This is a genomic window from Methylophaga sp. UBA2513, assembly GCF_002341285.1.
Lineage (GTDB): Bacteria > Pseudomonadota > Gammaproteobacteria > Nitrosococcales > Methylophagaceae > Methylophaga > Methylophaga marina.
On record NZ_DDNT01000021.1, the window covers coordinates 83,902 to 107,728 of the forward strand.

Annotated in this window: 23 protein-coding genes; 20 read left to right on the forward strand and 3 right to left on the reverse strand. The window is 42.6% G+C overall.

Translation table 11 applies throughout. From position 1 onward, the window contains the following. Positions 1 to 65: 65 nt before the first annotated feature. Entirely contained in the window at positions 66 to 1,913 is a 1,848-nt protein-coding gene (locus B3V56_RS12935; RefSeq protein ID WP_289284377.1) for a lytic transglycosylase domain-containing protein, read from the forward strand. 199 nt (positions 1,914 to 2,112) lie between these two features. Here the strand turns inward: B3V56_RS12935 and B3V56_RS12940 are convergent, their stop codons facing one another. Beyond that, positions 2,113 to 2,670, reverse strand: a complete 558-nt coding sequence (locus tag B3V56_RS12940; RefSeq protein ID WP_289282090.1) for a type 1 glutamine amidotransferase domain-containing protein — start codon at positions 2,668 to 2,670, stop codon at positions 2,113 to 2,115. 355 nt (positions 2,671 to 3,025) lie between these two features. On the opposite strand from B3V56_RS12940, the gene cysC reads away from it, so the two are divergent. Beyond that, on the forward strand, positions 3,026 to 3,751 hold the full coding sequence (gene cysC / locus B3V56_RS12945) for an adenylyl-sulfate kinase (protein ID WP_289284378.1): 726 nt from the start codon (positions 3,026 to 3,028) through the stop codon (positions 3,749 to 3,751). Between the two features lie 65 nt (positions 3,752 to 3,816). Here cysC and B3V56_RS12950 read toward each other — a convergent pair whose 3' ends face one another. Both B3V56_RS12950 and B3V56_RS12955 read right to left on the reverse strand, forming a co-directional pair. Beyond that, positions 3,817 to 4,140: an alpha/beta fold hydrolase gene (locus B3V56_RS12950; protein ID WP_289284379.1), complete on the reverse strand. Its 324-nt coding sequence runs from the start codon at positions 4,138 to 4,140 to the stop codon at positions 3,817 to 3,819. Between the two features lie 120 nt (positions 4,141 to 4,260). Then, complete coding sequence (locus B3V56_RS12955) at positions 4,261 to 4,692, reverse strand: alpha/beta fold hydrolase (RefSeq protein WP_289284380.1); 432 nt, start codon at positions 4,690 to 4,692, stop codon at positions 4,261 to 4,263. 139 nt (positions 4,693 to 4,831) lie between these two features. Between B3V56_RS12955 and B3V56_RS12960 the strand changes: the two genes are divergently transcribed. The 18 genes from B3V56_RS12960 (at position 4,832) to B3V56_RS13045 (ending at position 23,822) form a co-directional block, all read left to right on the forward strand. Next, the gene (locus B3V56_RS12960) at positions 4,832 to 5,416 is read left to right on the forward strand and encodes a CGNR zinc finger domain-containing protein (RefSeq protein ID WP_289244684.1); all 585 of its coding nucleotides are present in this window, start codon (positions 4,832 to 4,834) and stop codon (positions 5,414 to 5,416) included. Between the two features lie 629 nt (positions 5,417 to 6,045). Further along, positions 6,046 to 8,769: an autotransporter outer membrane beta-barrel domain-containing protein gene (locus B3V56_RS12965; RefSeq protein ID WP_289284381.1), complete on the forward strand. Its 2,724-nt coding sequence runs from the start codon at positions 6,046 to 6,048 to the stop codon at positions 8,767 to 8,769. 86 nt (positions 8,770 to 8,855) lie between these two features. After that, positions 8,856 to 9,371, forward strand: coding sequence for a superoxide dismutase [Cu-Zn] SodC (gene sodC / locus B3V56_RS12970; protein WP_289282096.1), 516 nt, complete (start codon positions 8,856 to 8,858; stop codon positions 9,369 to 9,371). 207 nt (positions 9,372 to 9,578) lie between these two features. Continuing rightward, positions 9,579 to 11,009 (forward strand): sensor domain-containing diguanylate cyclase, encoded by a 1,431-nt coding sequence (locus B3V56_RS12975; RefSeq protein ID WP_289284382.1) that lies wholly within the window; start codon positions 9,579 to 9,581, stop codon positions 11,007 to 11,009. Between the two features lie 145 nt (positions 11,010 to 11,154). After that, entirely contained in the window at positions 11,155 to 11,904 is a 750-nt protein-coding gene (locus tag B3V56_RS12980; protein WP_289282099.1) for an SDR family NAD(P)-dependent oxidoreductase, read from the forward strand. Between the two features lie 116 nt (positions 11,905 to 12,020). Next, the gene (locus B3V56_RS12985) at positions 12,021 to 12,407 is read left to right on the forward strand and encodes a tautomerase family protein (RefSeq protein WP_289284383.1); all 387 of its coding nucleotides are present in this window, start codon (positions 12,021 to 12,023) and stop codon (positions 12,405 to 12,407) included. A gap of 33 nt (positions 12,408 to 12,440) precedes the next feature. Then, entirely contained in the window at positions 12,441 to 13,382 is a 942-nt protein-coding gene (gene mdh, locus B3V56_RS12990; protein ID WP_289284384.1) for a malate dehydrogenase, read from the forward strand. An 86-nt stretch (positions 13,383 to 13,468) separates the two neighbouring features. Beyond that, complete coding sequence (gene greB / locus B3V56_RS12995) at positions 13,469 to 13,939, forward strand: transcription elongation factor GreB (RefSeq protein ID WP_289282102.1); 471 nt, start codon at positions 13,469 to 13,471, stop codon at positions 13,937 to 13,939. A 114-nt stretch (positions 13,940 to 14,053) separates the two neighbouring features. Continuing rightward, on the forward strand, positions 14,054 to 14,431 hold the full coding sequence (locus B3V56_RS13000) for a MerC domain-containing protein (RefSeq protein ID WP_289282103.1): 378 nt from the start codon (positions 14,054 to 14,056) through the stop codon (positions 14,429 to 14,431). Then, positions 14,424 to 14,828, forward strand: coding sequence for a TraR/DksA C4-type zinc finger protein (locus tag B3V56_RS13005; protein ID WP_289282104.1), 405 nt, complete (start codon positions 14,424 to 14,426; stop codon positions 14,826 to 14,828). Before B3V56_RS13000 ends, B3V56_RS13005 begins: the two co-directional genes overlap by 8 nt. Continuing rightward, positions 14,812 to 16,020, forward strand: coding sequence for a zinc metallochaperone GTPase ZigA (gene zigA, locus B3V56_RS13010; RefSeq protein WP_289282105.1), 1,209 nt, complete (start codon positions 14,812 to 14,814; stop codon positions 16,018 to 16,020). Before B3V56_RS13005 ends, zigA begins: the two co-directional genes overlap by 17 nt. Continuing rightward, positions 16,017 to 16,673, forward strand: coding sequence for a DUF1826 domain-containing protein (locus B3V56_RS13015; RefSeq protein ID WP_286304364.1), 657 nt, complete (start codon positions 16,017 to 16,019; stop codon positions 16,671 to 16,673). Before zigA ends, B3V56_RS13015 begins: the two co-directional genes overlap by 4 nt. Before the next feature lie 128 nt (positions 16,674 to 16,801). Then, positions 16,802 to 17,254, forward strand: a complete 453-nt coding sequence (locus B3V56_RS13020; protein ID WP_286304365.1) for a Fur family transcriptional regulator — start codon at positions 16,802 to 16,804, stop codon at positions 17,252 to 17,254. Between the two features lie 103 nt (positions 17,255 to 17,357). After that, on the forward strand, positions 17,358 to 18,059 hold the full coding sequence (locus B3V56_RS13025) for an ABC transporter ATP-binding protein (protein ID WP_289282106.1): 702 nt from the start codon (positions 17,358 to 17,360) through the stop codon (positions 18,057 to 18,059). 10 nt (positions 18,060 to 18,069) lie between these two features. Beyond that, entirely contained in the window at positions 18,070 to 20,040 is a 1,971-nt protein-coding gene (locus B3V56_RS13030) for a TonB-dependent receptor (protein WP_289284385.1), read from the forward strand. An 11-nt stretch (positions 20,041 to 20,051) separates the two neighbouring features. After that, positions 20,052 to 21,464, forward strand: coding sequence for an ABC transporter permease (locus B3V56_RS13035; protein WP_289282109.1), 1,413 nt, complete (start codon positions 20,052 to 20,054; stop codon positions 21,462 to 21,464). Then, positions 21,461 to 22,825: a DUF3526 domain-containing protein gene (locus tag B3V56_RS13040; protein ID WP_289282110.1), complete on the forward strand. Its 1,365-nt coding sequence runs from the start codon at positions 21,461 to 21,463 to the stop codon at positions 22,823 to 22,825. The genes B3V56_RS13035 and B3V56_RS13040 overlap by 4 nt, the downstream gene beginning before the upstream one ends. Beyond that, complete coding sequence (locus tag B3V56_RS13045; protein ID WP_289284386.1) at positions 22,815 to 23,822, forward strand: CobW family GTP-binding protein; 1,008 nt, start codon at positions 22,815 to 22,817, stop codon at positions 23,820 to 23,822. Before B3V56_RS13040 ends, B3V56_RS13045 begins: the two co-directional genes overlap by 11 nt. The last annotated feature ends 5 nt before the right edge of the window (positions 23,823 to 23,827 follow it).

Below are 23,827 nucleotides of genomic sequence, written 5' to 3' on the forward strand. Positions count from 1 at the left end.
CAAACCAATTTCTGGTTCAGGCATTGACTGACAAGTCATGACGCATTTAATCATTGGAATATCAAATGATACGCATTGGGTGGTTGCTTTGCATTTTATACAGTTCGAGCGCATTGGCTGCGGGCGAAGTTGAAATCCCGCTTCTGGCTGAAACCAGTCACCTTCAGACGGCGATAAGTCGCGTCCTTGAATTTGATGAGAATGGCAAAGCGACACTCGGGCAAGATCCATGCAATCGCATTGATTTATCCGATATGAAGATGGCCACAGAGGATGACAAACTGTCGGTTGACATGGCTGTAGCGGCAACCACCGGAGTCCGAGTATTTGGTTCCTGCCGAGGGTTAACACCATGGCAAGGGCGTCTGGCATTAAAATTGATGCCTCAAGTGACCGAGTCTGGCCTTGCAATAGAGTTTATTCTCACATCGATTGAATTATCACGCCCCGATAATAGCCCCGGTATTCTAAGCAAACCTGTACAGGTGATTGCGGATGCCTTGGTGCTGCCACGAATGAAAACAGTGAAAATTGATCTGGGTGGGCCGCTTAATGAGTTGGATGGTTTAATAGAACAGTTACTAGGGCCAAATAGCACACAAAGCGTTGAGCAATCCTTGGTGCAACGCACGCATATTTCACGTCTCCAGACAGAAGAAACAGGTTTAAAAGCATGGATCGCTTTTCAGGTTCGGGCATCTGACCCGAGTCATAAATATTCTGAGCCGGTTTTAGATGCCGATGAAGCCGCACAATGGCAAACGCTTGAAGATGAATTCGATGGCTTCTTGACTACAATTATTTCAGTACTGGCTGAGTCAACCGACTCTCATGTGTTAAGAATGGAATTGCTCGCCATTTTGCTGGATGCAAGGTATGCGATTGCTGAGGCGCTGACAACCGATAACCCCGAGTCTGATCCTGTTCGTGAGTTATTTTTAACCACGTGGGAACGCTTACGCCCACTGATGAGTGAGCTTGAAGGAATGGATACGCCAGGCTTGGAAGTCGATTACAAACTAGCTGCATTTATTGCTGGTGGTGACGCGCTTCGTGCACTAGATGCACTTGGACCTGAATATGGTCTGGAAATTACTCGGGATGGTCTGCGTAGACTTGCTCGCTTGTTACTGGCTGGAACTGCACCACCGCGATTTACACCGTTACCGTTAGAGGTGGACGAAGATTTTCGTGACCTGTTTGGTTTTGATACCGGAAAGAAGTTTGCACCCACCACCATCGAAGTCACACAAAGTCTCGTTGAAACGGTGAGTTTATTAGGTAGCTGGTTAATGCCAGTTGCCCATGCTGCAACCATCTCACCTGCTGAAGCCTTAAAAGGTATGGTGCCACAGCGTGACAACCTTGATGATTATCTCGATTTGGTTGCCAGTTTATTACAAGAACAGTCAAAGTCATGGTTGGCGAATAATAAAAAGATGCCTGCCAGACTGACAGAGCGACTTGACCCGCTTGTTCGGGCGACAGCATGGAAAGAGTCCTGTTGGCGTCAGTTTTCTGGTTCGACTAAAAATCCCCAAGTATTGCGTTCGGCAGTGGGGGCGGTGGGTATGATGCAGATCAATGGTCGGGTGTGGCGTAAGGTTTACGATCTCGACCGCCTGGTTGATGAAGTGGACTACAACGTGAATTCCGGTATTGATATTTTGACACACTACATGATTGATTACGCCATCCGCCGTGGCGAGCACGAACAACCCGGTGGTGATGATAATTTGATAAAAGCAAGTTATGCCGCCTATAACGGCGGACCAGGTCAGTTGGCACGTTATCGTAGTGAAAATACACCCGCCAGATTACGTTCCATCGATAATACATTCTGGAGTTACTACACCAGCTTCAGCTCGGGTCAACTACCTGATATTTCAAGCTGTTATGTGGTCAGTAATTAAAGACTGAATAATCTCACGAATCCAGTACGTACATTTGAGGAGTAAACTAGCCTGTCGAGCAGAACAAATAGAGATAATCTCAGATAATTGAAACGATATAGGTCATGCGTTAATGACAGAAAACCCAGTTTAAGTACTGGTGTTCTTTATTGAGATTTAACTAAAAGTGATGTCCACTATCCTTGTGGACTTGAGGTTCTCAATGTTTACCTTCAGCAAACTCTTCAATAGCTTTGCTACAGAATGCATCCAGATCGTCGGGTTTTCTACTGGTCACAAGACCATTATCGACTACCACTTCTTCATTAAGCCAAGTGCCTCCAGCATTTTGAATATCCGTTTTTAAACTTGGCCAAGAGGTAAGCATCTTACCTTTAAGAATATCGGCTTCCACCAATGTCCAAGGCGCATGGCATATGGCAGCAACTGGTTTGTGTTGACTGAAAAAATCACGGATAAAATTGACAACATTTGAGTCAGTTCGAAGTGCATCCGGGTTGGCGACACCTCCAGGTAATACCAGTCCATCATAATCACTGGCTGATACCTCGGAGATAGCTTTGTCGACACCAAAAGCATCCGCTTTGTCGAGATGATTGTAGCCCTGAACTTTCCCTGCTTTGAGTGCAATGAGTTCCGAGTCAGCGCCTGCGAGTTTGATTTGCTCCCAAGGCGTAGTCAATTCGATCTGTTCAAAACCATCGGTCACGAGAAACGCAATTTTTTTGCCTTGCAGAGTGGTGGTTGAATTTTGCATAACTTATCCTCCTTATCTAGTTGGGTACTAAATGTGTTTAAAGTTCATGCATAGAATCGAATTTTTCAGATTAAAAATGTGAACGATTTAAAACCAAGTAATTTTCTTGGCGTGTTGACTGACATATTCGATACAACGATTATTTATCCATGATGTATGGTTATCATGCTTTGTTTGAGTTTTAATTAATCGCGACAGAGCATGGACCTTCAATGTAATGTCAAATTTAAGTATTCAAATCGTTAGTAAAATTGAGATGATAATGCTGTGTTTCTCTGCAACGAAGTGATGAAATAATCAGGTGAAAACTAACTTCAGATATTAGACATAAAATTAAAGTAGGGAAGCAATCAGAATGTTCAAAGAGACCAACACGCGATCAATTATTAAAGGTGTAACTTGGCGCCTTGTGGCAACGACGACGACAGTGATTATCGTTTATATATTTTTTGGTCGGCTTGATCTGGCTATTGTGGCCGGGTTGCTCGAAAGTGTATTGAAAATTGCGCTTTACTGGGGCCATGAACGGGTATGGCACAAAGTCAAATGGGGGAAAAAGCGCATTGAACCATTTAATCTCTGGTTTACAGGTTTACCCGCATCCGGGAAAACAGTTATCGCAGATGCTGTTTACGTTGAATTAGAAAAAATGCAAATACCCATCGAACGAATAGACTCCAAAGATATTCGTGATCTAATTCCTAACATCGGCTTTTCAAGAGAAGAACGTAACAGACATCTAAGTAGAGTGGGGCACTTAATCAAAACGTTACAAAATAATTCCATCTCCACTGTCGCTTCTTTTATTAGTCCCTATAAAGAATCACGTAAAGCATTAAGAAATATGGTGAAAAATAACATTGTTGTTTATGTGAAAACGGATATTGAAACCTGTAAAAAAAGAGACACAACCGGAAGTTATGAAAGAGCACTTCGAGGTGAGCTGAAAAATTTTACGGGCATCAGTGATGTGTACGAAGAACCGGAACATGCTGAAATTGTGATTGAGACAGAGAAGCTGAGTATAGAAGAATCAGCACAAGTCATTACTAACTATATTAAAAAGCACTATATGAAATAACTTCTGCGCAAATAAAGCTATAAAAAAAGCCGCTAGAAAAAACTAGCGGCTTTTGTATATCAGAACTATTCGTCACCGATAACTTCACGAATACGTTGAGCGATGTAGCTAACATGGGTTTCCAGAGCAAAATGGCCGGTCTCTAGTAACTCGACCACGGCATTTGGATTATCTCGCTTATAAGCCTCTGCACCGGGTGGGATAAAGAAAGGATCGTGTTTACCCCAGATAATCAGTGATGGAATTTGAGTGTCTCGAAAGAACTGCTGAAACTTGGGATAGATTTTCAGGTTATTTTGATAGTCAAGAAACAGGTCTAACTGAATCTCTTTATTGCCTCCACGTTCAAATAAAAATGTATCCAGATAATAAGCTTCCGGTGCTAACAACTCCTCATTTTCTACTCCATGAGCATACTGCCAGCGTGTACCTTCCAGATTAAGAATAGCATCATGTACTACCTGACGATTTTCTGCATTTGGTTCATCCCAATATGCTTGAACAGGTGCCTAGGCATCACCTAGACCTTCCATATAAGCATTACCATTTTGTGAGATAAAGCCGGTTACACGTTCCGGATAAGCTAATGCCAGACGCAGACCAGCAGGGGCACCATAGTCAAATACGTAGATGGAGTATTTATCCAGCTTCAGCGTATCAACAAATTTCACCAATGTGTCGCCCAAGCTATCAAAGTTATAAGTGTAGTGGCGAGTAGCAGGCACCTCAGTAAAGCCAAAGCCAGGTAAATCAGGCGCAATAATATGGAACTTATCAGCTAACAAGGGAATGAGTTCACGGAATTGATGTGATGAACTTGGAAAACCATGTAGCAATAAGAGTGTGGGTAATTTGTCATCACCGGCTTCACGGTAAAACAACCTCACACCATCAGTCTCTACAAATTTATAACGAATAGGATGATGTCTGTTTTTAGTCATTCTTCTCTCCTTTATTGTGTAACTTCTAAAATGTAACTTTTCAGGTTACATGTGCAGTGCAGTATGTGAGTTTTTATGTAACTAGTCAATTGTGTTTTTAATGGTTACAATGTTATGTGAATAAACTGAGTGAGAAGGTATGACCAACGCTAGAAATATAACCAGAAAGCCTATTGTTATTGCTGATCATCCTGTATTGGATATGTTGAATACAGTGGCTATCGTGAATAAACAGCAGGACGATTTTTGGCAAACGGATGAAGATGTTATTTATTGGTTGGAAACTGTAGCGAATATTAAGCTCACTTCACATAAAACGTTTAAGCAAGGCGAGTTACTCAAGACTGCAAGATTGTTAAGAGAAGTCATTCGTAAGCTGGTGGTAAAAAAGAAAGGGGATTCGCTAGACAGTATTAAGTCTTTAGAACCTTTTCTTGATGCATCGCTGAGCTGGGTCCGTCTGCAAAAAAATGCGGAAGGGCAATGGCAGCAACACCGTTGTTATAAGCAGGATACGGTCGAACAAGTTTTTGCTCCGATAACAGAAGCAGCCGCTGCACTATTAGCAGAGGTAGATTTTAATCTGGTCAGAGTATGTGAACACGAGGAGTGCATACTGTGGTTTTTAGATCGCACCAAAACACATAAAAGACGCTGGTGCAGTATGGCGCTTTGTGGCAACAGACATAAAGTGGCTAAATACAGAAAGCAAAAAGTCCAATAAATCTTACAATCATGGCTGGCAGAGTCCACGTAACTCAAATGGTTACAAGAGACTTTTGTCAGTTATTCTCTCCAATATTTCAAAATTCCACTTTTTTCAAAAATCATACTTTTGGCTGATAGTTTTTAATGCCAAATTTCTTTATGCTCCATCCGCTAATGAGTTTGTTAATTAAAGATTGCCTAACATCATGTGAATCAAAGCGGAAAGCCTCAGGAGCAATGCCTACATGAGCTGGATTACACAGGTAAATCGGATATGAGAAATGCATACACACTTTCTGCTTTACCTAAATTTACTAAGCCCTTTAGGTGATGTCGTGGATCAGTTTTTGCCAACTCAACATACAAAATCAAGCAAGCTAATTTTGCCAAATAGAGGGTATGCATGTGACAAAAGAAAGTTATTTTTATCTGTAGTTAATTGATTAATAAAGATAATAAATAAACTGAAAACCAAAAAATATTGAGTGTGACCTTACCAGCACATGAAGACACCTTTAATTACAAACCTCGTTTAAAAATAAATTAAGAAATAAGATGAAATCACCGAACCAAATATTCACAAAATCGCCTCGTAGGAAACTAAAATCACTCACCAAAACTATGTTGCCGTTGATATATTTTGGAATGAGCCATTATGCCACCGCAGACACGCTTTATTGGGATGGAACAGATACTACCAGCGGTAATGGGTCTCCAGTGGGTGGTTCGGGAAATTGGAATACGTCTACCAACTGGACTAGTGATGCTTCAGGCACAACTAACCAAGCTTGGGGAGACGGTGATAATGCAGTGTTTGATGGCACAGGCGGTACAGTAACTTTGGATTCCGCTCAGTCTGTCGGAGATATAACATTTAATTCCGATGGCTATTTATTGACCAAGACTAATAATGCCAATGCAGTTCTATTTGCTAATCCTGTCAATACATATACCGTGACAAATGCTGATCATACGGCAACTATTAGAACTATTGTCGGTATGTTTGGGGGCGTATCACCTAATGCATTAACCAAGTTGGGCGATGGGAAGCTAATCCTGGCAGGTTTTAAAAACTACACTGGCGATACAACCATTTCTGCAGGAACATTAGAAACGCGCAGTCTAGCTATCAGTGGAAACATCATCAACAACAGCGTGTATATAGTGAATATAGGGACAAATGCGACAAGCTTCTATAGTAGTACTCTAAGTGGCACTGGCGATTTAGTTAAATCAGGTGGTGGCACTCTCGTTTTATTGAACTCTAACATCTACACTGGCCGCACCACAGTCATTGATGGCACGCTAATGACTAGGAATCTATCAGCTTTGGGCAACAATAGTGCCGTTAGCGTGAATAACGGTACCCTAGCCGTCGATAGCCAGAGCTTAACCATTGGTTCACTGGGAGGTACGGGTGGAATGGTCGACATAAAAAGTGGCCAACCACTAACAACAGGGTCCGACAATACTTCAACCACATATAATGGTGTGATTTTAGGTAGTGGTCAGTTAACTAAACAAGGGGCTGGCAGCTTCATCTTAACCGGAAATAATTCATACTCAGGCATCACAACTATTTCTGCTGGCACTCTACAAATCGGCGATGGTGGCACGACTGGAACCTTAGGTACTGGCGACGTTATCAACAATAGCTCGCTTATTTTTAATCGTTCTGATGCATCAAGCTACGCTGGTGCTATCAGTGGCACAGGTAGCTTCACTAAACAGGGCACAGGTCTTTTTAATTTAATCGGCATCAATACATACACTGGGGCTACAACAGTCAACTCAGGTACCCTGTCAGTCAACGGCTCAATAAGTAATTCCATGACTACCGTGAATAGTGGCGGAACGCTGGGTGGTACTGGCACCATGGGTGATGTCTTTATCAATGGCGGTACCTTTTCTCCCGGTAATTCCATCGGCACCATCAATGTGTCGGGAGATGTGGATTTTAGTGGCGGCGGTAACTACGATGTAGAAGTGAATGCAGCAGGGAATAGCGATAAAATCGATGCAACAGGCAGCGCCACGTTAACCAGCGGTATCGTCAATGTGAAAGCGGCACCAGGCACTTATGCGTATGCCACAGACTATACGATTCTTACCGCCACCGGCGGACTGGGTGGTACAACCTTTGATAGTGTGAATGCCAATCTGGCCTTTTTAACGCCGACCTTGAATTATGATGCCAATAATGTGTTTCTTAAGTTGACTCGCAATAGTACTAACTTTAGTGATGTGGCCAGCACGCGTAACCAACGAGCAGTGGCAATGGCTATTGATAACAACACTAGCCAGCTAAGTGATTTAGTAAGTCAGATCACGCCCTTATCCAGTTTAGCTGCAAGACAAGCTTTTGATAGTTTGAGTGGTGTTCAGCACAGCAACAACCAACTGATCACCCGTTCCGTAGCTTCACAGTTTAATCAGTTATTATTCAATCATGGCAGTCAAAGTGGATCTGGCTCACTGGCCTTTAATAATCAGTTCAACGTTAGTGGTATGAATTCTGGTTCAGCATCCGGCCTGCCACAACAACGAGGCTGGTGGGCACAGGGCTTTGGCAGTTTTAACGACATTGATGATAGCCATAACGCACGCGGTGCTGACTATCAAACCAGCGGCTTGGCATTTGGTATTGATGCTGATTGGCATGAGTTTGTGATGGGGGTCGCAGGCAGTTATGCCCACACTGATGTTGATCCTTATTCAGGTAACAGCACTATCGATTCATACCAAGCGGCCACTTACGGTAGTTGGCAACAGGATCAGATCTACGTTAATGCTAGCCTTGGCTTTGGTTTGCATAAAGTGGATGCTTCACGCACGGTTACCATGGGCTCTTCGGTTAGTACGGCTAAAGCCGATTACGATAGTTTTGACGTCAATGTCACGATTGAGGCGGGTAAGGACTTTGCACTCAACGCAGACACCGCTTTCACACCATTTGCCGGTGTTTCTTATCTGCACAGCACACGAGATAGTTTTAATGAGAAGGGGGCAGGTGCAGCCAACCTGAGTGTAGATAAAGAAACCGACGAGAGCTTGTTGACCTCTATTGGTATGTGTTTAAGCCACGATATCCACATGGCGGATAAACGGATTCTTACCCCTTTTGCCAGTATCGCCTATGTGCATGAACATATGGATAGTGTTTCAACACTGAATGCTAATTTTAAAAATATATCTGGATCAAACTTTTCTATCGATGGTCCGGAGCTGGATAATAATCGCTTACAGTTAGCTCTCGGGGTTACCGGGCAGCTGACAGGAAGCACGTCTTTGAATGTCGGTTACACAGGGGAGTTTGCAGACTCCCACCAGAATAACGCCTTATCAGCCACGTTGGATATTGCCTTCTAATGTTATGTTGACTCAATGCTATTGGAACATCTCCTGACAATGACAGTCCAGAATAGTGAGTTGTTACAACCACAAAAGGAGATGGTATGAAACTTAAAACAGCTTTTCTAACGTCATTGTTACTGACATCAACGGCTTTTGCTGCAGATGATATTACGGTGGATATGACCAATTTAAAAACAGGTGAAAGCGTCGGCACCGTTACTATCAGCAGTCATCCTTACGGTACCGTTTTTACACCAGATTTAAAAAACCTGCCAACAGGCATACATGGCTTCCATGTGCATGAGATCGCTTCCTGTGACGCCAAGAAAAAAGACGGTGAATTAGTGCCCGGCGGTGCAGCTGGTAGTCATTATGATCCTTCCGAGACAGGCCAACACGCTGAACCATGGAGTTTTGAAGGTCACAAAGGTGATCTGCCAGCGTTATATGTTGATGAGAATGGTGATGCCACCTTACCGGTATTATCACCAAAACTTAAATTAAAAGAGTTACATAACCGCTCATTGATGATTCATGAAAACGGTGATAATTACTCCGATAATCCCAAGCCTTTAGGCGGCGGTGGCGCTCGTCTGGTATGTGGTGTTATCCACTAAACATCTAATAGGAACCCGCAATTAAGCGGGTTCTTTTTATCCATATAAAACATAGTTTACCGCTCGATGCTGAAGTCGTTTGGTATAACTCTCGTTGTCTCTTTCACTTTTAACATAGCAATTTTACTATGCCACTCAACACCAAGTTGTGAGCAAGTAATGTATGTAGTTGATATAGTAAATAAATAAGACATTAACGAGGTTCTCATGAGTAATCATCAAATCAATATTATGTTGAAATACATGAGAGCCAGTATGTATAGCTTATTCATACTATTATTTTTTCTGGGTAGTTACTTTCTCTATTTGATGGTGCAGTCATTCCATCACTTGAATGACAATGCGATTTCATCATCCCGAACTGTTTCCGACAGTGTTTTTTACAATGAGCGTGAAAGTTTAGGAAAAGTGGTTTATGACTACAGCTTCTGGAATGATGCGGCTGAGGCGCTTTCTGGTGTTGATGATGCATCATATTACGAAGATAACTTTGATAGTGATTATTTATTCAATACCTTTACTATTAACCAAGTCATCATCTATGAACACGACGGCAATCTAAAAGACAGTATCGTAAACGGCGTAAGAGAGGAGCTTAGTAGCTCGGTTTATACTGAGCCTGCTTTTGCACGGATGTTTGATCAAGCCATACAAACCGATTACGAATCGCCTGAGCCTATCACGTCGTATATCAGTATTCATGGTCAAATTCATGTTATCGCTGCATCAGTCATTGTGGCAGATAAACAAACAGACCAACTCAAAACAGGTGAGCTTTATGGTGTCTTAATGATGACTCGTAAGTTAGATCGGGCTCTCCTGACAAAATGGGATAAACAGTTTCATTTACATGACCTCACTATCCAAGCCACCAATAGCCCATTGAAAAAAAACTATATCGCTAAAGATATTAAAGATATCGATGGGAATGTTATTGGCCATGCTACATGGAAGCCTCACCAGCCAGGAAAGCAGTATATCACTGAGATATTGCCTATTACGGGTGTCATCGTTTTGTGTGTGATTATTATCCTGATTGTATTTTCTACCTTCATGAATAAATACATCAGGCACATCAGGCTGGCTGCCCAGCAGCTCGAAAATAACCGGGATGAGTTACGGAAATTGGCTCATTATGATTCAGTCACTAACTTACCTAATCGGTTGTTAGGTATGGACAGGCTTGAACAGGCGATTCTGGCTTCATCACGCTATGACAGCTACACAGCATTATTGTTTATTGATCTTGATGGGTTTAAAGAGGTTAATGATACACAGGGACATGATGTCGGGGATCAATTGTTATATGAAATCGGTAAACGCTTGTTGTCTTGTGTAAGAGAAGGGATTGATACTGTTTCTCGTTTGGGTGGTGATGAATTTATCGTGACCCTCACACAGTTACAAAGTAAATCAGATGCCATCAATGTGGCTGAGGATATTCTGGCGTTAATTCAGAAAGAGTTATTTATTGGTGATGTGACCCTTGCCATCTCAGCCAGCATTGGTGTGGTTATCAGCCAGGGGAATAGTCTTGATGCCAAACAAATGATTAAAACTGCTGATATCGCGATGTATAAGGCTAAATTGGCTGGAAAAAATCAATTTGTCGTGTTTGAAGAGAATAAGCAAAGCTGAAACAGTGATAGAGTCTTAATTTAATAAACTAAAAAACATAATTGAAAAGAGGCCTTTTCAGTCACGTTTTAAAGACTGTCTTATTATGTGATAGTCATCATTTTTAATGACCCTGATGATCACAGCACCTACTCATGGGAAAGTAATGACGAATCAAAATAGTGCTCGCGTGGCATTAGTGACCGGCTCAACATCTGGTATAGGCAGAGCGATTGCTCAACGTTTGGCTGATGAAGGTTACACCGTGGCTATACACTCTAAAAATTCAGTTGACGAGGGGAAATTATTCGCCAGTCAGCTAAAGAAAGCCTCTTATTTTCAAGCTGATCTGGCAGACCAAAAGCAAACCAAAGGTTTAATAGAGGCCGTGCTGGCAGCGTTCGGCCGGTTGGACGTATTAGTTAATAATGCGGGTATCAATGCCATGATTCCGCATAAAGATCTGAAGCAAGCCGACGCCGATGTTTGGCGTGATTTATATGAAGTGAATGTTATAGCGCCTTGGGTGTTAATCGCTGAAGCAGAGTCTGCCTTGAGGGCTTCCGCTTCTGACGCTTGTCCTAGTTGTATTGTTAATATTAGTTCTCACGCGGGCGTCAGGCCAAAAGGGGCGTCGATTCCGTATGCTGCGTCAAAAGCGGCGTTAAATCACATGACAAAACTGCTCGCGCTAAATTTATCTCCGGCTATTCGAGTGAATGCTATTGCCCCTGGTTTAGTCGATACACCCATGACAGCGTCTTGGCTGGATGCACAGTCATTATGGAAAGAGAAGTCGCCTATGCAGCGAGGTGCCAGCCCAGAAGATATTGCGCATATAGCGGCTATGATCATTTCCAGCACCTACCTGACCGGCGAAATCGTGTTATGTGATGGTGGTTTGAATCTGACTTAGCTTGTTTTGGATGCAACAAGCACATAAACCAGTATAAAAATGCATCAAACTGAACTGATTCACAAGCCTGCCAATGCATGATTGAATAGCTAGGTTATCAATTAAGGAGAGATTAAGTGATTGTGATTTATGGTATCAAAGAAAAGCTGAATCCAATCAAGATGCAACTGTCGGATGTTATCCATTCTTGTATGCAATCGGTACTTGGTTTGCCTGAGGATAAACGAGCACATCGCTTTATTCCGATGGATAAAGAGGATTTCTTTTATCCCGGCGGCAGGAGTGATGACTATACCGTCATCGAAATACATATGATGTCAGGGCGAAAACCAGACACGCAGAAACAACTTATCAGGTCTTTATTTTGTGAAATAGAAGGACAACTGGCCATTTCGCCTAATGATATTGAAATTACCATTCATGAGCAGGCGCCTTATCAGTGGGGATTCAGAGGAATGACAGGCGATGAAGCCAAGGATCTGAAGTATAAGCTTAATGTGTAAATGGAACAGATCCAGATTTAATAAGGTATTACTGTGAAACATAAAATTGCACTGTATGGTGCCGGCAATGTGGGAGCGACCACGGCGCAATGGTTGGCTCAGAAAGAATTAGGCGATATTGTTTTATTTGATATCAATGAGAGTCTGGCAGAAGGTAAAGCTTTAGATTTAATGCAAGCAGGGCCTGCAGCGGGGTTTGATTGCTCTATCTTAGGGAGTGATAATCCTGACATTATTGCTGATGCCGATATTGTTGTAGTGTCAGCAGGTGTGCCCCGTCGCAAAAATCCGCAGACGGGCAAATATCCAGGTCGTGACGAACTTATCAAAATTAACCAAGCTGTCATTGAGCAGGCTTCAGCACATATTAAAAACCTCGCTCCTGACGCTATTGTGATTATGGTGACCAATCCGATTGAAGCGATGTGTCATGTCGTGAAACAGATCACTGGATTTCCTAGTGAACGCATTATTGGACAGGCTGGTGCTTTAGATACCACACGCTACAAAACCTTTATCGCAATGGAATTAGGTGTCAGTGTGAAAGATGTCAATGGCATGGTTATCGGTGGGCATGGTGATGCAATGGTGCCACTACCAACTCACACTACGATTTCAGGTATACCCATTTTAGAATTAATTCATGAAGACCGGCTGGAGCAGATCATTCACAGAACCGCCCATGGTGGAGGTGAGATTGTGAATTTACTCGGTTATAGCAGTTACTACGCGCCGGCCGCAGCGACAGCATTAACAGTGGAATCAATACTTCGTGATCAGCGAAGATTGATTCCCAGTGCAGTGTTAACCCATGGGGAGTATGGCTATAACGATTTATTTATCGGGCTACCTGCTATCTTAGGTAAAAATGGAGTAGAGGCCATTGTCGAACTCAATTTGACTGATAAAGAAAAAATGAAACTGCAGCACTCAGTCGAAAGTGTAAAAGACGTGGTGAACCTTTTAGGTTATTGATGCTGGATATTACAAGCCACTCACTCTAGGCTGATTAAGCCTGATAAATACTGATAGAATTCGCTGTTTTTAATTCGAGACCAAATATGGCTTCTTCTCCCTATGTCACTGCAGAAGGTTATGCTTTGCTTAATCAAGAACTCACGGAACGTTGGGCTCGGCGTCGTGATGTGGTTAAAGCATTGTCTGCCGCAGCAGCAGAAGGGGACCGCTCTGAAAATGCAGAATATATCTATCGTAAAAAAGAATTACGTGAGATCGATCGCCGTATTCGTTACCTGCAAAAAAGGCTGCCTGATTTAAAAGTCGTGGATCAAGCACCGGATAATCAGTCACAGATTTTTTTTGCCGCCTGGGTAACGGTCGAGACAGAGGCCGGTGATGAAAAAGAATATCGCATTGTCGGGCCCGATGAGATTGATGCCTCAAAAGGTTATATCAGTATCGACTCGCCATTAGCTCGTCAGTTATTGGGTAAAACGCTGGATGATGAAGTCGTGATAGAGGTCGCAGGTCAGAAAAAAGTCTACTTTGTCTTGGCTATCCGTTATTCCTAATATCTGCTGTTTTTTTATCTGCATCTAGTATCCGTTATTTCAGGTTTTTGTTTTTTCTTGCATCATTCAATCATTGGCAATATGATACGATATATCATTAATTGTGAGGTTGAGATGAAAGATAATATCGCTATCGCCTGTTCAGGGCTTTGTCTGGTGCACTGCTTAGCGACACCGATAATCATTAGTTTGGCTTTATTTGGCGCTGCAAGCAGCTCATTTGAATCACCGTGGGTGCATTTATTGTTGTTGATCCCCGTCATCATTTTAGCGCTGTTGAGTTTGCCATTTTCATATATACAACACGGTAGTTATTTACCCATGATCTTAGTGAGCTTGGGCATTAGCGCCTTAGTTTCAACATTTTTCTTACCAGAATATTATGAGTTTTGGATCACCGTCCCGGCAGCACTTTTCATTATGAGTGGGCACTTCTGGAATCGCCAATTAACTACAAAAAACGTGCAGATGATGGAGCCTAGCAATGGATGAGAAAGCACTAATGGCCATGTCAGAAGATGACTATATGAATGAAGAACAATTAGCTTTCTTTGATGCCAGATTGCTTCAATTACGACAAGAGACACTAGACGAAATTGAAGCGTCAAAGCAAGACATCAACTATGGCAGAGTCAGCGATGTGTCTGATAGAGCCACACTCGAAGAAGAGGCGCAGATAGCATTAAGACTGGCAGACCGTAAACGTCAGCTTATTCCTAAAATTGATAAAGCCCGGCAGCGAATACGTCAAGGAGAGTATGGCTATTGTCTGGAAAGCGGTGATCCTATTGGTATAAAACGCTTACTGATTAGGCCCACAGCGGAATACAGCACGGATATCAAGAACATAAATGAAAAAAGAGAACGACGTTATGAAGACAAACGATAATCGACTGCCGGTAACTGTTTTATCTGGTTTTTTAGGGGCAGGTAAAACGACCGTACTCAACCACATTCTGAATAATCGTGAAGGTAGAAAAGTGGCGGTTATTGTGAATGATATGAGTGAAATCAATATTGATGCACAACAGCTTAACAATGAAGTTGATTTCAATCGTGCTGAAGAAAAGCTGATGGAAATGAGTAACGGCTGCATCTGCTGTACTTTACGTGAAGATTTGTTGATTGAAGTCAAACGTCTGGCAGATGAAGGCCGTTTTGATTATCTCGTGATTGAATCAACTGGCATTTCAGAACCCTTACCCGTAGCAGAAACATTCACGTTTGCGGATGAAGAGGGTGATAGTCTCTCTACCATAGCTCGTCTCGATACCATGGTCACGGTGGTCGATGCTATCAACTTTTTGAAAGATTTTCGTGAAGCTGAACTTCTTCAAGATAAAGGTAAGCATCTCGGTGAGGAAGATATGCGCAGTGTGGCCGATCTGCTGATTGAGCAGGTTGAGTTTTGTGATGTCATTCTTGTTAGCAAGACTGACTTATGCAAAAAAGAGGATCTGGAAGAGTTAACTTCCATATTGAGAAGTCTGAACACACAAGCAGATATCATTCCCTTACAGCACGGAAAAGTGTCGCTGGACAAAGTCTTGGCTACGCATAAGTTTGATTTTGAGAAAGCCTCACAAGCACCAGGCTGGTTAAAAGAGGCCAGGGGTGAGCACGTACCTGAAACCGAAGAGTATGGCATCAGTAGTTTTTCATATGTTGCACGTAAGCCATTTCATCCTGAGAAGTTTTATCTGTTTTTGCATCAGGATTGGCCTGACGGTAAGTTGATTCGTTCCAAAGGCTATTTCTGGTTAGCCAGCCGTCCACAATTTGCAGGTCACTGGAGTCAAGCTGGTGGTATTGCTCATCACGGTTTTGCTGGCATGTTTTGGAAAGCCGTGCCAGAAGATCGCTGGCCTGAAGATGAAGAGTCTAGAGAAGTCATCATGGAACATTGGCAAGAACCATTTGGTGACATGCGTCAGGAGTTAGTCTTTATTGGCCAGAACCTGAATGAGTCACAAGTTAAAGAGCAGCTTGATGCCTGCTTATTAACAGATGAGGAACTGCTCGCAGGCAAAGCTCTATGGCAGACATTACCTGATCCTTTTCCTTCATGGCAATCACAATGACAGCATTAGCAATCAACAAAACCGAATCAATTAATCACATCAAGTATGCATCAGATACCATTGATTTAGCAGATATTTATGATCAGTTCGTGAATCTGGTTGTTTGGCAAAGACAACTGAATGCGGCCATAACAGAAGATGTGTCCGCTTTACTCAATACCCACACCAGCTTTGCATTCCGAGCGGTACTTAAACCCTCTGAAGTTCATGAATGGTTGAGAGGCTCTTTAAAGCAGCAGGCATACACTGCTTTAGAAAATGACATCGCCTCCATAGCGGAAATCTTTGCAGACTTATTTGATTTGAGTCATGTAGGCTTGCGACTGGAGTTATTGAATAAAACAATGTGTCCACGCTTTCATGTTGATAAATTAATGTGTCGTTTGGTATCCACTTATGCAGGAAATACCACGCAGTGGTTAACTGAAGATAATGTTGACAGAACGAAGCTGGGTGCTGGAGCCAATGGTCTGCCAGATGAAACGTCGGGCATATATATCAACGAAGAAGCGATTCAACAGGCTTCTCCTGGTGATGTTTTATTGATGAAAGGGCAGGCATGGCCGAACTCATCATTGCCAGCACTGGTGCATCGATCGCCATCGGCTTCGGCCCTTTCACCACGTTTACTGCTCGGTATAGACTTTGCCTGAGCGAGGAATACTAGTGATTTTATATGGTGCATTACAGAGTGGATGGGTTAACTGTTAAAATTCCGTTATCATTAGTCGCTCATCAATGATGATAGCGAGTGATGAACCTTACTCTCCAAAGTGACGATATGGATACAAAAAAAGCAATTAATCAAGCCGAAAAAAGTTGTATTGAACATGGAGGCAAGCTAACACCCAAGCGTAAGGTGGTCCTGGAGCTTTTACTAGAAAACGCTCAGCCACAGTCAGCCTATGAACTTGCTGATTTGTATCAACGTAAAATGGGTGAAAAAATACCAGCTATGTCAGTGTACAGAATGCTGGAATTTCTTATTGAGCAAGGCTTAGTGCATAAGTTGGCTTCAACGAATAAGTTTCTGGCCTGCTCACACATCACGTGTAATCACAAACACGAAACACCGCAGTTTCTGATTTGTGACAATTGCCAATCCGTGAGTGAAGTGGGTATTGATACCAAGCTGATAGAAGCCTTGGAAAAAAGCATTCAACAGAATCATTTCCAGCTTAATAGCCCACAGTTAGAACTTCACGGCTTGTGTGAAAACTGCCAAACCAAATAAAACCCAGAAAGACTGGGTTTTATTTGGTGTACATAATGATATGATACATCACTATTTTACGATTGATTCTCATTAAAAACTACCTCGAGGAACCGAATTAGACATGCTAGAAGTCAGTAATTTAAACAAGTTTTATGGAAAAAATCATGCGGTTAATGATTTAAATTTTACTGTCGCTTCAGGTGAAATTCTATGTCTTCTTGGAGCAAACGGTGCAGGAAAAACAACTACACTCAATATGTTACTGGGTTTTATTAAACCTGATTCTGGTAGTGCTGTTTTAGATGGACTGGATATGTATCACCAGCGATCGGCTTGCCGCGAACAGATGATGTATATCCCAGAAAATGTGCATCTCTATCCTAATTTCACTGCAATAGAAAATATCGCCTATCTAGCTGAACTCGCCAAAATGCGTGTCAGTGATGGTGAGATTAAAGATGTTCTAATCAGAACTGGCATCACAGAAAATCAACTTGATCGCAAAGTTGGCAGCTTCTCTAAAGGCATGCGCCAAAAAGTGGCTATTGCCTTTGCTTTACTCAAGCACGCCAAACTGGTGTTGATGGACGAACCCACTTCAGGCCTTGATCCTGTCGCAACACAAGAGTTTATCGATGTGGTTAACACCATTAAAGAACGGGGCACAGCGGTATTGATTGTGACGCATGACTTGCTCTGTGCACATCAGCTATCTGATCACATCGGCATTATGAGTCAGGGGCAGTTAAAACAATTCATAAAAAACGAACAACTGACGTTACCTGATCTAACAGAACACTATTTCAACCAATTTTCAGCTTAAAGGTTTTACTGTGAAAAAAAACCTTATAACCAGCCTCGTCTTATCAGCATTATTTCCTGTCGGAGTCTTGGCTGATGAGAGCTCATCGGCAACAATTTCTCCCATGATTGTGGTGGGCGATGCGCCAGATTATAGCGATACGAATTTAGCAGGGTCTGTCGATAGTATTTCACGTGAGGAATTGGCTCAAAGTCACATCAATAACACGATGGAATTATTCACCAAAGTCCCCGGCGTTTATTTTGCTCGTTATAACCAAGGCATTATTAATACCGATATCGGTATACGTGGATTTGCTGCTGAAGGTTCATCACCACATGCTAAGTTACTGATTGATGGTATCCCTACCAATTTACACAATGGTTACAGTGAAATGGATCAGTTATTTCCTGGAGATATCAGTAATATCACCGTCTTCAAAGGCACCAGTGATCCACGTTATGGTTTGTTGAATGTTGCTGGTAATTACAACATCGAAACACGTTCAGATTTAGGGCGTGAAGTACAAGTTACTGCAGGCAGTTATAACGCGCGTGAAGTACAAGCCTATGCGGGAGAACAAACCGGAAAGTTGAGACATAATTATTTCTTTGGTTACCGTCAATCTGATGGTTATCGTGATAATTTTGAGCTGGATAAATATTCTGTCTCTGGTCGTTGGTTTTATGATTTTTCAGATGATACCTCCTTAGGCTTGATTGTTCGTGCGTCAGACTATGATGCCGATGCCCCAGGCTACTTAACGCAAGAAGAGGCTAGAAAACACCCAACTCGCTCAGCAAGCTATGCCAGACAAGATGGTGGTGATAAAAACACACAATCCTATAGTTTGCACTTTGACCATGCTTTTTCCGATAGTGTGGACTGGTCGTTAAAGTCCTACTTTAATCATTATGAAAGAGAGCGTTGGGTCAGATTTACTGCAGGTAACTCCTTACAAAATCGTTATGATGATCAAGATCATTATGGCGTTATTTCTTCTCTTAACTGGCAGTTAAACCGTGATTGGACACTGAACTGGGGAGTGAATGTAGAGAAACAGAAGGTCATCGAGCAACGATTTGGCACAGTTAATAACGCTCGGCAACGTGATAACTCAAATGTACTCAGAGATTATGAGTTCGATTTTATCAACTATGGTAGTTATTTAGAGCTAGCCAATACACCATTAGATTGGTTTGCCTGGAATGTGGCAATTCGAGCAGACAGATTTACTGGTGATGGTAAATTTGCCGGTACGAAGAGAGATATTTATGATTTTGGCACCATCATGCAGCCAAAATTAAACTTGTTCTTTTACCCATCAGACAGCGTTACCGTATTTGCAAACTATGGCAGAAGTTTCCAAACGCCAACGAGTGCAGCAGCCTATACCGCAGGTGATCGCTCGGAGCGTGATGTTTCGTTGAATGATGGCTGGGAAGTGGGCACTAAGTGGTTGGCACTCGATAGTCTGGAATTACGTTTATCGTATTGGCAACAGAAAGCCAGTGATGAATATGTCACCATTGACAATACCTCACAAAATGTTGGTGAAACCATGCGAAAAGGTCTGGACTTTGGCTTTAATTGGGGAGTAACTGACCTCGTCACGCTTTGGGGTAATTTTACTACTGCGGATTCTGAGATTCGTACAGAAGGTGAGAATAAGGGGAATGAATTACGTAGTATTCCTTCTTACACTGCCTCGATGGGAGTGAGTTATCAAGTGACCCCAGCCGTTACTTGGCGAGTGCATTATGATGCTCAGGCTAGCGCTTATGTAAATGAAGCCAATGATGGAGGCAAGTACGGTAAGTTTAATCTGGTTAATACCAGTGTTGACTACGACGCTGGCTGGGGAACGATTAATCTGCAAGTGAATAATTTGTTCAACGAATATTATGAATATGTCTATGATAATTCTCAGAATGGTTCAGACATTATTTATTCTCCTGGTGACGGTATCAATGCCTCTGTTTCTGTCCTGTATCGCTTTTAATGGGTGTGGACATGCTTTTTACGATAGCGCGTCACGAATTAGTGGAGCAATGGCGTCATAAAACGCTGAAAATTTTATTACCCCTGATGCTTATGTTGACTGTGCTAGTGGCTTTTAGCCACTGGCAACAGCAGCAAGATTTTATTGCCGTACAAAAACAGTGGCAGGAAACCAATGATGCCGAGTGGGAAGCTCAGCCGGACCGTCACCCGCACCGAGCTGCACATTATGGTGCCATGGTGTTTCGAGTTATCTCACCATTAAGTTTCATTGATGCTGGTGTAAACCCTTTTGTGGGTAATGTGTTGTTTTTGGAAGCACATCGACAAAACAGCAGTCAGTTTAAGCAATATTTAAGTAGCCATAGCTATATGCAGTTGGGTTATTTATCCGGCGCAACGCTGATATTGGTCGTCTGGCCTTTAGTGCTGATTGCGTTAGCTTATAAAAGTATCAGTGGTGAGCGTCAGCAGGGCACATTAAGACAGGTAATTGCGCTTGGCGTCAGTTTTCGTCAACTGATTGTCGGCAAAGCATTAGCGTTCTTATTTATTTCACTACTTTTTCTGGCACTGGTCTTTTCTGTGGCCGCATTGTTTTTGGTGCTGGGCGAGGCAAGTGGCGATGTTTATGCACGCTTTGCCATGTTATTTGCACTGTATTTTCTGTATTGCATGATATGGATCGGTCTGATTTTATTGGTATCGACATTAGCACAAGGGAATAATCAGAGCCTATCCTCATCTCTATTACTGTGGCTGGTGATGGTAGTGGTGTTACCAAAGCTAGCTTATGCGGTAGCAGAGTGGCGTTATCCTTTACCGGATAAAGCAGTGTTTGATATTCAAACAACACAAGCTGTTGCCAAAGTCGGGGACTCTCACGATCCTGATGATCCGTATTTCAATGATTTCCGAGAGAAAGCACTACAAGCATATGGCGTTGATCGTGTTGAAGACTTGCCTGTGAATTGGAAGGGATTGTTGATGCAGGAAGGTGAGAGAATAACCAGTGAAGTCTTTGAGCAGCAATATGAGCAGCTTTTAGCTCAGATAGCCAAACAAAATGCCTGGGTTTCTGGTTTGTCCCTAATATCGCCTTACCTGGTAACGAGTCGACTATCCAACCAACTCAGTGGTACCAGTTATGAGCATATCAGAGAGTTCGAACAAGCAGCTGAAGCCTACCGTTATCAATTAATTCAGTCTTTGAATGATATCCATATCCATGAAGTCGATCTGGCTAAGGACCGTGAGACACGTATATCTCAGTCACATTGGTCTGAACTGGCCAAGTTTGATTATGAAGCGACGAAGTTAAAACAAGAATGGCCAACCATGGCCGCTTCTGTTGCCGTTATTATGGTTTGGTTCCTGTGTTTGTTGGCGGCCATTACTCTTACCAGACCGAAGGTGAGTCTATGAATCTGTTTGCTATTGAAATGAAACTGTTTTGGGCGAACAGGCTAAATAAATGGTTGTTGTTGACCTATCTTGTTGCAGGCGTTGTTGCCATTAGTCTAAGTCAGGTCACCTATGAGCGTGAATTAGAGCATTATCAGTTGGCTGAAACTTTTTATCAGAATGAGATTGAGCACTATCAAGAGCAGTTTGATAAACAACAATTACAGCTTGGCTATATGGGCTATTACTTATTTCATCCTGTTGCTCAGCTACCGCAGGCATGGTCAGCCTTGTTTCGGGGGGAACGTGATGAGTCTGCCAATCATTTACGTGTCAGATTGTTAGGTCTACAGAGTCAGGTGAATGCTAACGCGCTTGGCAATACTGACGCTCAGCGTTTTGGTCAATTTGATTTATCCTTTTTATGGTTATACCTGATGCCACTATTGATTGGTGCAATGACTATTAATCTATTGGCCGATGAAAAAAGTAGCGGTCGCTGGCCAATGTTAGTGGCTCAGGTATCGAAGGGTACACAGTTAATTTTCAGAAAGATGGCTGTACCCGCTTTGATGGTATTGACCGTCAATATGACTTTATTGGTGTTAGCCACATGGATGACATCGGTCACAATAGATAGCAGTTGGTTGGCAGTCTTACTACAAGTTGTTTTGTATCAACTGTGTTGGTGGCTGATTTGTGGCTGGATTGTATTTTTGAATAAAGAAGCCAGTTTCAATTATCTGTCACTCATTAGTATTTGGCTGGTGTTTACATTTATTGTGCCGGGTATGGCTTATCTCTATCAAATTCAACAACAAGAAGCTGGGAAAGATGCAGCGATCGTGTTTGAGCAGCGTCAATATATGAATGATAGCTGGGATAAAGATAAGAAAGCTGACTTTGAGGCTTATCTCGCGAAGTTTCCACAATGGACGCCTACCGCCCCGTTGGGTGATGAATTTGACTGGCGTTGGTATTACGGGCAGCAGCAGATGAGTGATGTCGTGGTTAGTGATCTAGTCGAAAAACGTTACCAGAGTCAGTTAGCCAGTCACCAGCAAGGCCAGGCTTTTTCATGGTTTTCCCCAGTAATGACAATGCAATACAGTTTTAATCGCTTGGCGAATAGCGATATGTTGGCGAATGTTGATTTCAATCAGCAAGTTGCAGAGTATCAACAGTCATTACGTGATTTCTTCTGGTCATTTTATTTCTTCGATACCGCTTTTGAAAAAACAGATTTTGCTGATATCCCCAGTTTTAATTACCAGCCTGATAATGCTGTATTTATCTGGCAGGGTTCTCTGAAACTGTTGTTACTGAGTTTGGTGTTTGGGGTGTTACTGTGGCGCAAGGTAAGCGTTTTTCATGAACGCTGACACCATGCAGCCAATTCCGACAAATATCATCACCGGTTTTTTGGGAGTAGGGAAAACAACGGCGATTATGTCCTTACTCAAGAAAAAGCCAGAAACTGAGAGGTGGGCCGTTCTGGTGAATGAGTTTGGCGAGGTGGGGCTGGATAAAGCGTTGCTATCGTCAGATTCTTCAGAATCTGATGGCTTAATTATCAAAGAAGTACCGGGCGGATGCATGTGCTGCACGGCAGGCTTACCTGTCACCGTAGCGTTAAATCAGATCCTACGGGAAGTGCAGCCAGATAGGTTATTGATTGAACCTAGTGGCCTCGGTCATCCTAAAGAAGTATTGGATATCCTCACAAGCAGGCAATATCGAGACTGGATTGATTTAGCGGCGACCATTACCTTAGTCGATGCTCGTCATTTTAGTGATGAGCGTTACATCACTCATGAGATATTTGTGCAGCAATTAGAAGTGGCCGATCTGATTGTCGTGAATAAGTATGATGATCAGCAACAAGCAGACTTAGTATCGATGCAGAATTTTCTCCATAAGTTCGAGTCTCATAGCACACCTACGCATCATACAGAGTGGGGCGAGCTATCACTCTCATTTCTGGATAGGCCTTCTTCATTCAAACGTGCTGTTTGGCAAAAGGTGCCTGAGCCCAGACAGGACCAGAAAATTAGCCAACAACAGGCTGAAAGTGGCCTTGATGTTTATGAACATCAAGACGATGGTTGGCAAAGCCTTGGTTTTCGTTTCGATAATACGTATCAATTCGATGAGTCGGCCTTATTACAGTTTTGCCGTGAATCGGAAGTTGAACGGCTCAAAGCGGTTGTCAGTACCGAGATGGGCACACTTTTTATCAATCAGGTCTACACTGAGCTTCATTTTAGCCAAAACTCGGTGCCAGTGAAGGAGAGCCTGATCGAGTTTATTAGTACTAGGCCGTTGTCACCAGTGGCCATCCGAGCTGCTTTATCAGACTGTGTTATCAAGCGTCAGTGAGGTTT

Coding starts and splice junctions, on each gene's coding strand:
- B3V56_RS12960 (WP_289244684.1), top strand. CDS start 4,832: ATGACCAACGCTAGAAATATAACCAGAAAGCCTATTGTTATTGCTGAT.
- cysC (WP_289284378.1), top strand. CDS start 3,026: ATGTTCAAAGAGACCAACACGCGATCAATTATTAAAGGTGTAACTTGG.
- zigA (WP_289282105.1), top strand. CDS start 14,812: ATGAAGACAAACGATAATCGACTGCCGGTAACTGTTTTATCTGGTTTT.
- B3V56_RS13015 (WP_286304364.1), top strand. CDS start 16,017: ATGACAGCATTAGCAATCAACAAAACCGAATCAATTAATCACATCAAG.
- B3V56_RS13045 (WP_289284386.1), top strand. CDS start 22,815: ATGAACGCTGACACCATGCAGCCAATTCCGACAAATATCATCACCGGT.
- B3V56_RS13035 (WP_289282109.1), top strand. CDS start 20,052: ATGCTTTTTACGATAGCGCGTCACGAATTAGTGGAGCAATGGCGTCAT.
- greB (WP_289282102.1), top strand. CDS start 13,469: ATGGCTTCTTCTCCCTATGTCACTGCAGAAGGTTATGCTTTGCTTAAT.
- B3V56_RS12940 (WP_289282090.1), bottom strand. CDS start 2,670: ATGCAAAATTCAACCACCACTCTGCAAGGCAAAAAAATTGCGTTTCTC.
- sodC (WP_289282096.1), top strand. CDS start 8,856: ATGAAACTTAAAACAGCTTTTCTAACGTCATTGTTACTGACATCAACG.
- B3V56_RS13040 (WP_289282110.1), top strand. CDS start 21,461: ATGAATCTGTTTGCTATTGAAATGAAACTGTTTTGGGCGAACAGGCTA.
- B3V56_RS13020 (WP_286304365.1), top strand. CDS start 16,802: ATGGATACAAAAAAAGCAATTAATCAAGCCGAAAAAAGTTGTATTGAA.
- B3V56_RS13000 (WP_289282103.1), top strand. CDS start 14,054: ATGAAAGATAATATCGCTATCGCCTGTTCAGGGCTTTGTCTGGTGCAC.
- B3V56_RS12975 (WP_289284382.1), top strand. CDS start 9,579: ATGAGTAATCATCAAATCAATATTATGTTGAAATACATGAGAGCCAGT.
- B3V56_RS12955 (WP_289284380.1), bottom strand. CDS start 4,692: ATGACTAAAAACAGACATCATCCTATTCGTTATAAATTTGTAGAGACT.
- B3V56_RS13025 (WP_289282106.1), top strand. CDS start 17,358: ATGCTAGAAGTCAGTAATTTAAACAAGTTTTATGGAAAAAATCATGCG.
- B3V56_RS12935 (WP_289284377.1), top strand. CDS start 66: ATGATACGCATTGGGTGGTTGCTTTGCATTTTATACAGTTCGAGCGCA.
- B3V56_RS12980 (WP_289282099.1), top strand. CDS start 11,155: ATGACGAATCAAAATAGTGCTCGCGTGGCATTAGTGACCGGCTCAACA.
- B3V56_RS13005 (WP_289282104.1), top strand. CDS start 14,424: ATGGATGAGAAAGCACTAATGGCCATGTCAGAAGATGACTATATGAAT.
- B3V56_RS12965 (WP_289284381.1), top strand. CDS start 6,046: ATGAGCCATTATGCCACCGCAGACACGCTTTATTGGGATGGAACAGAT.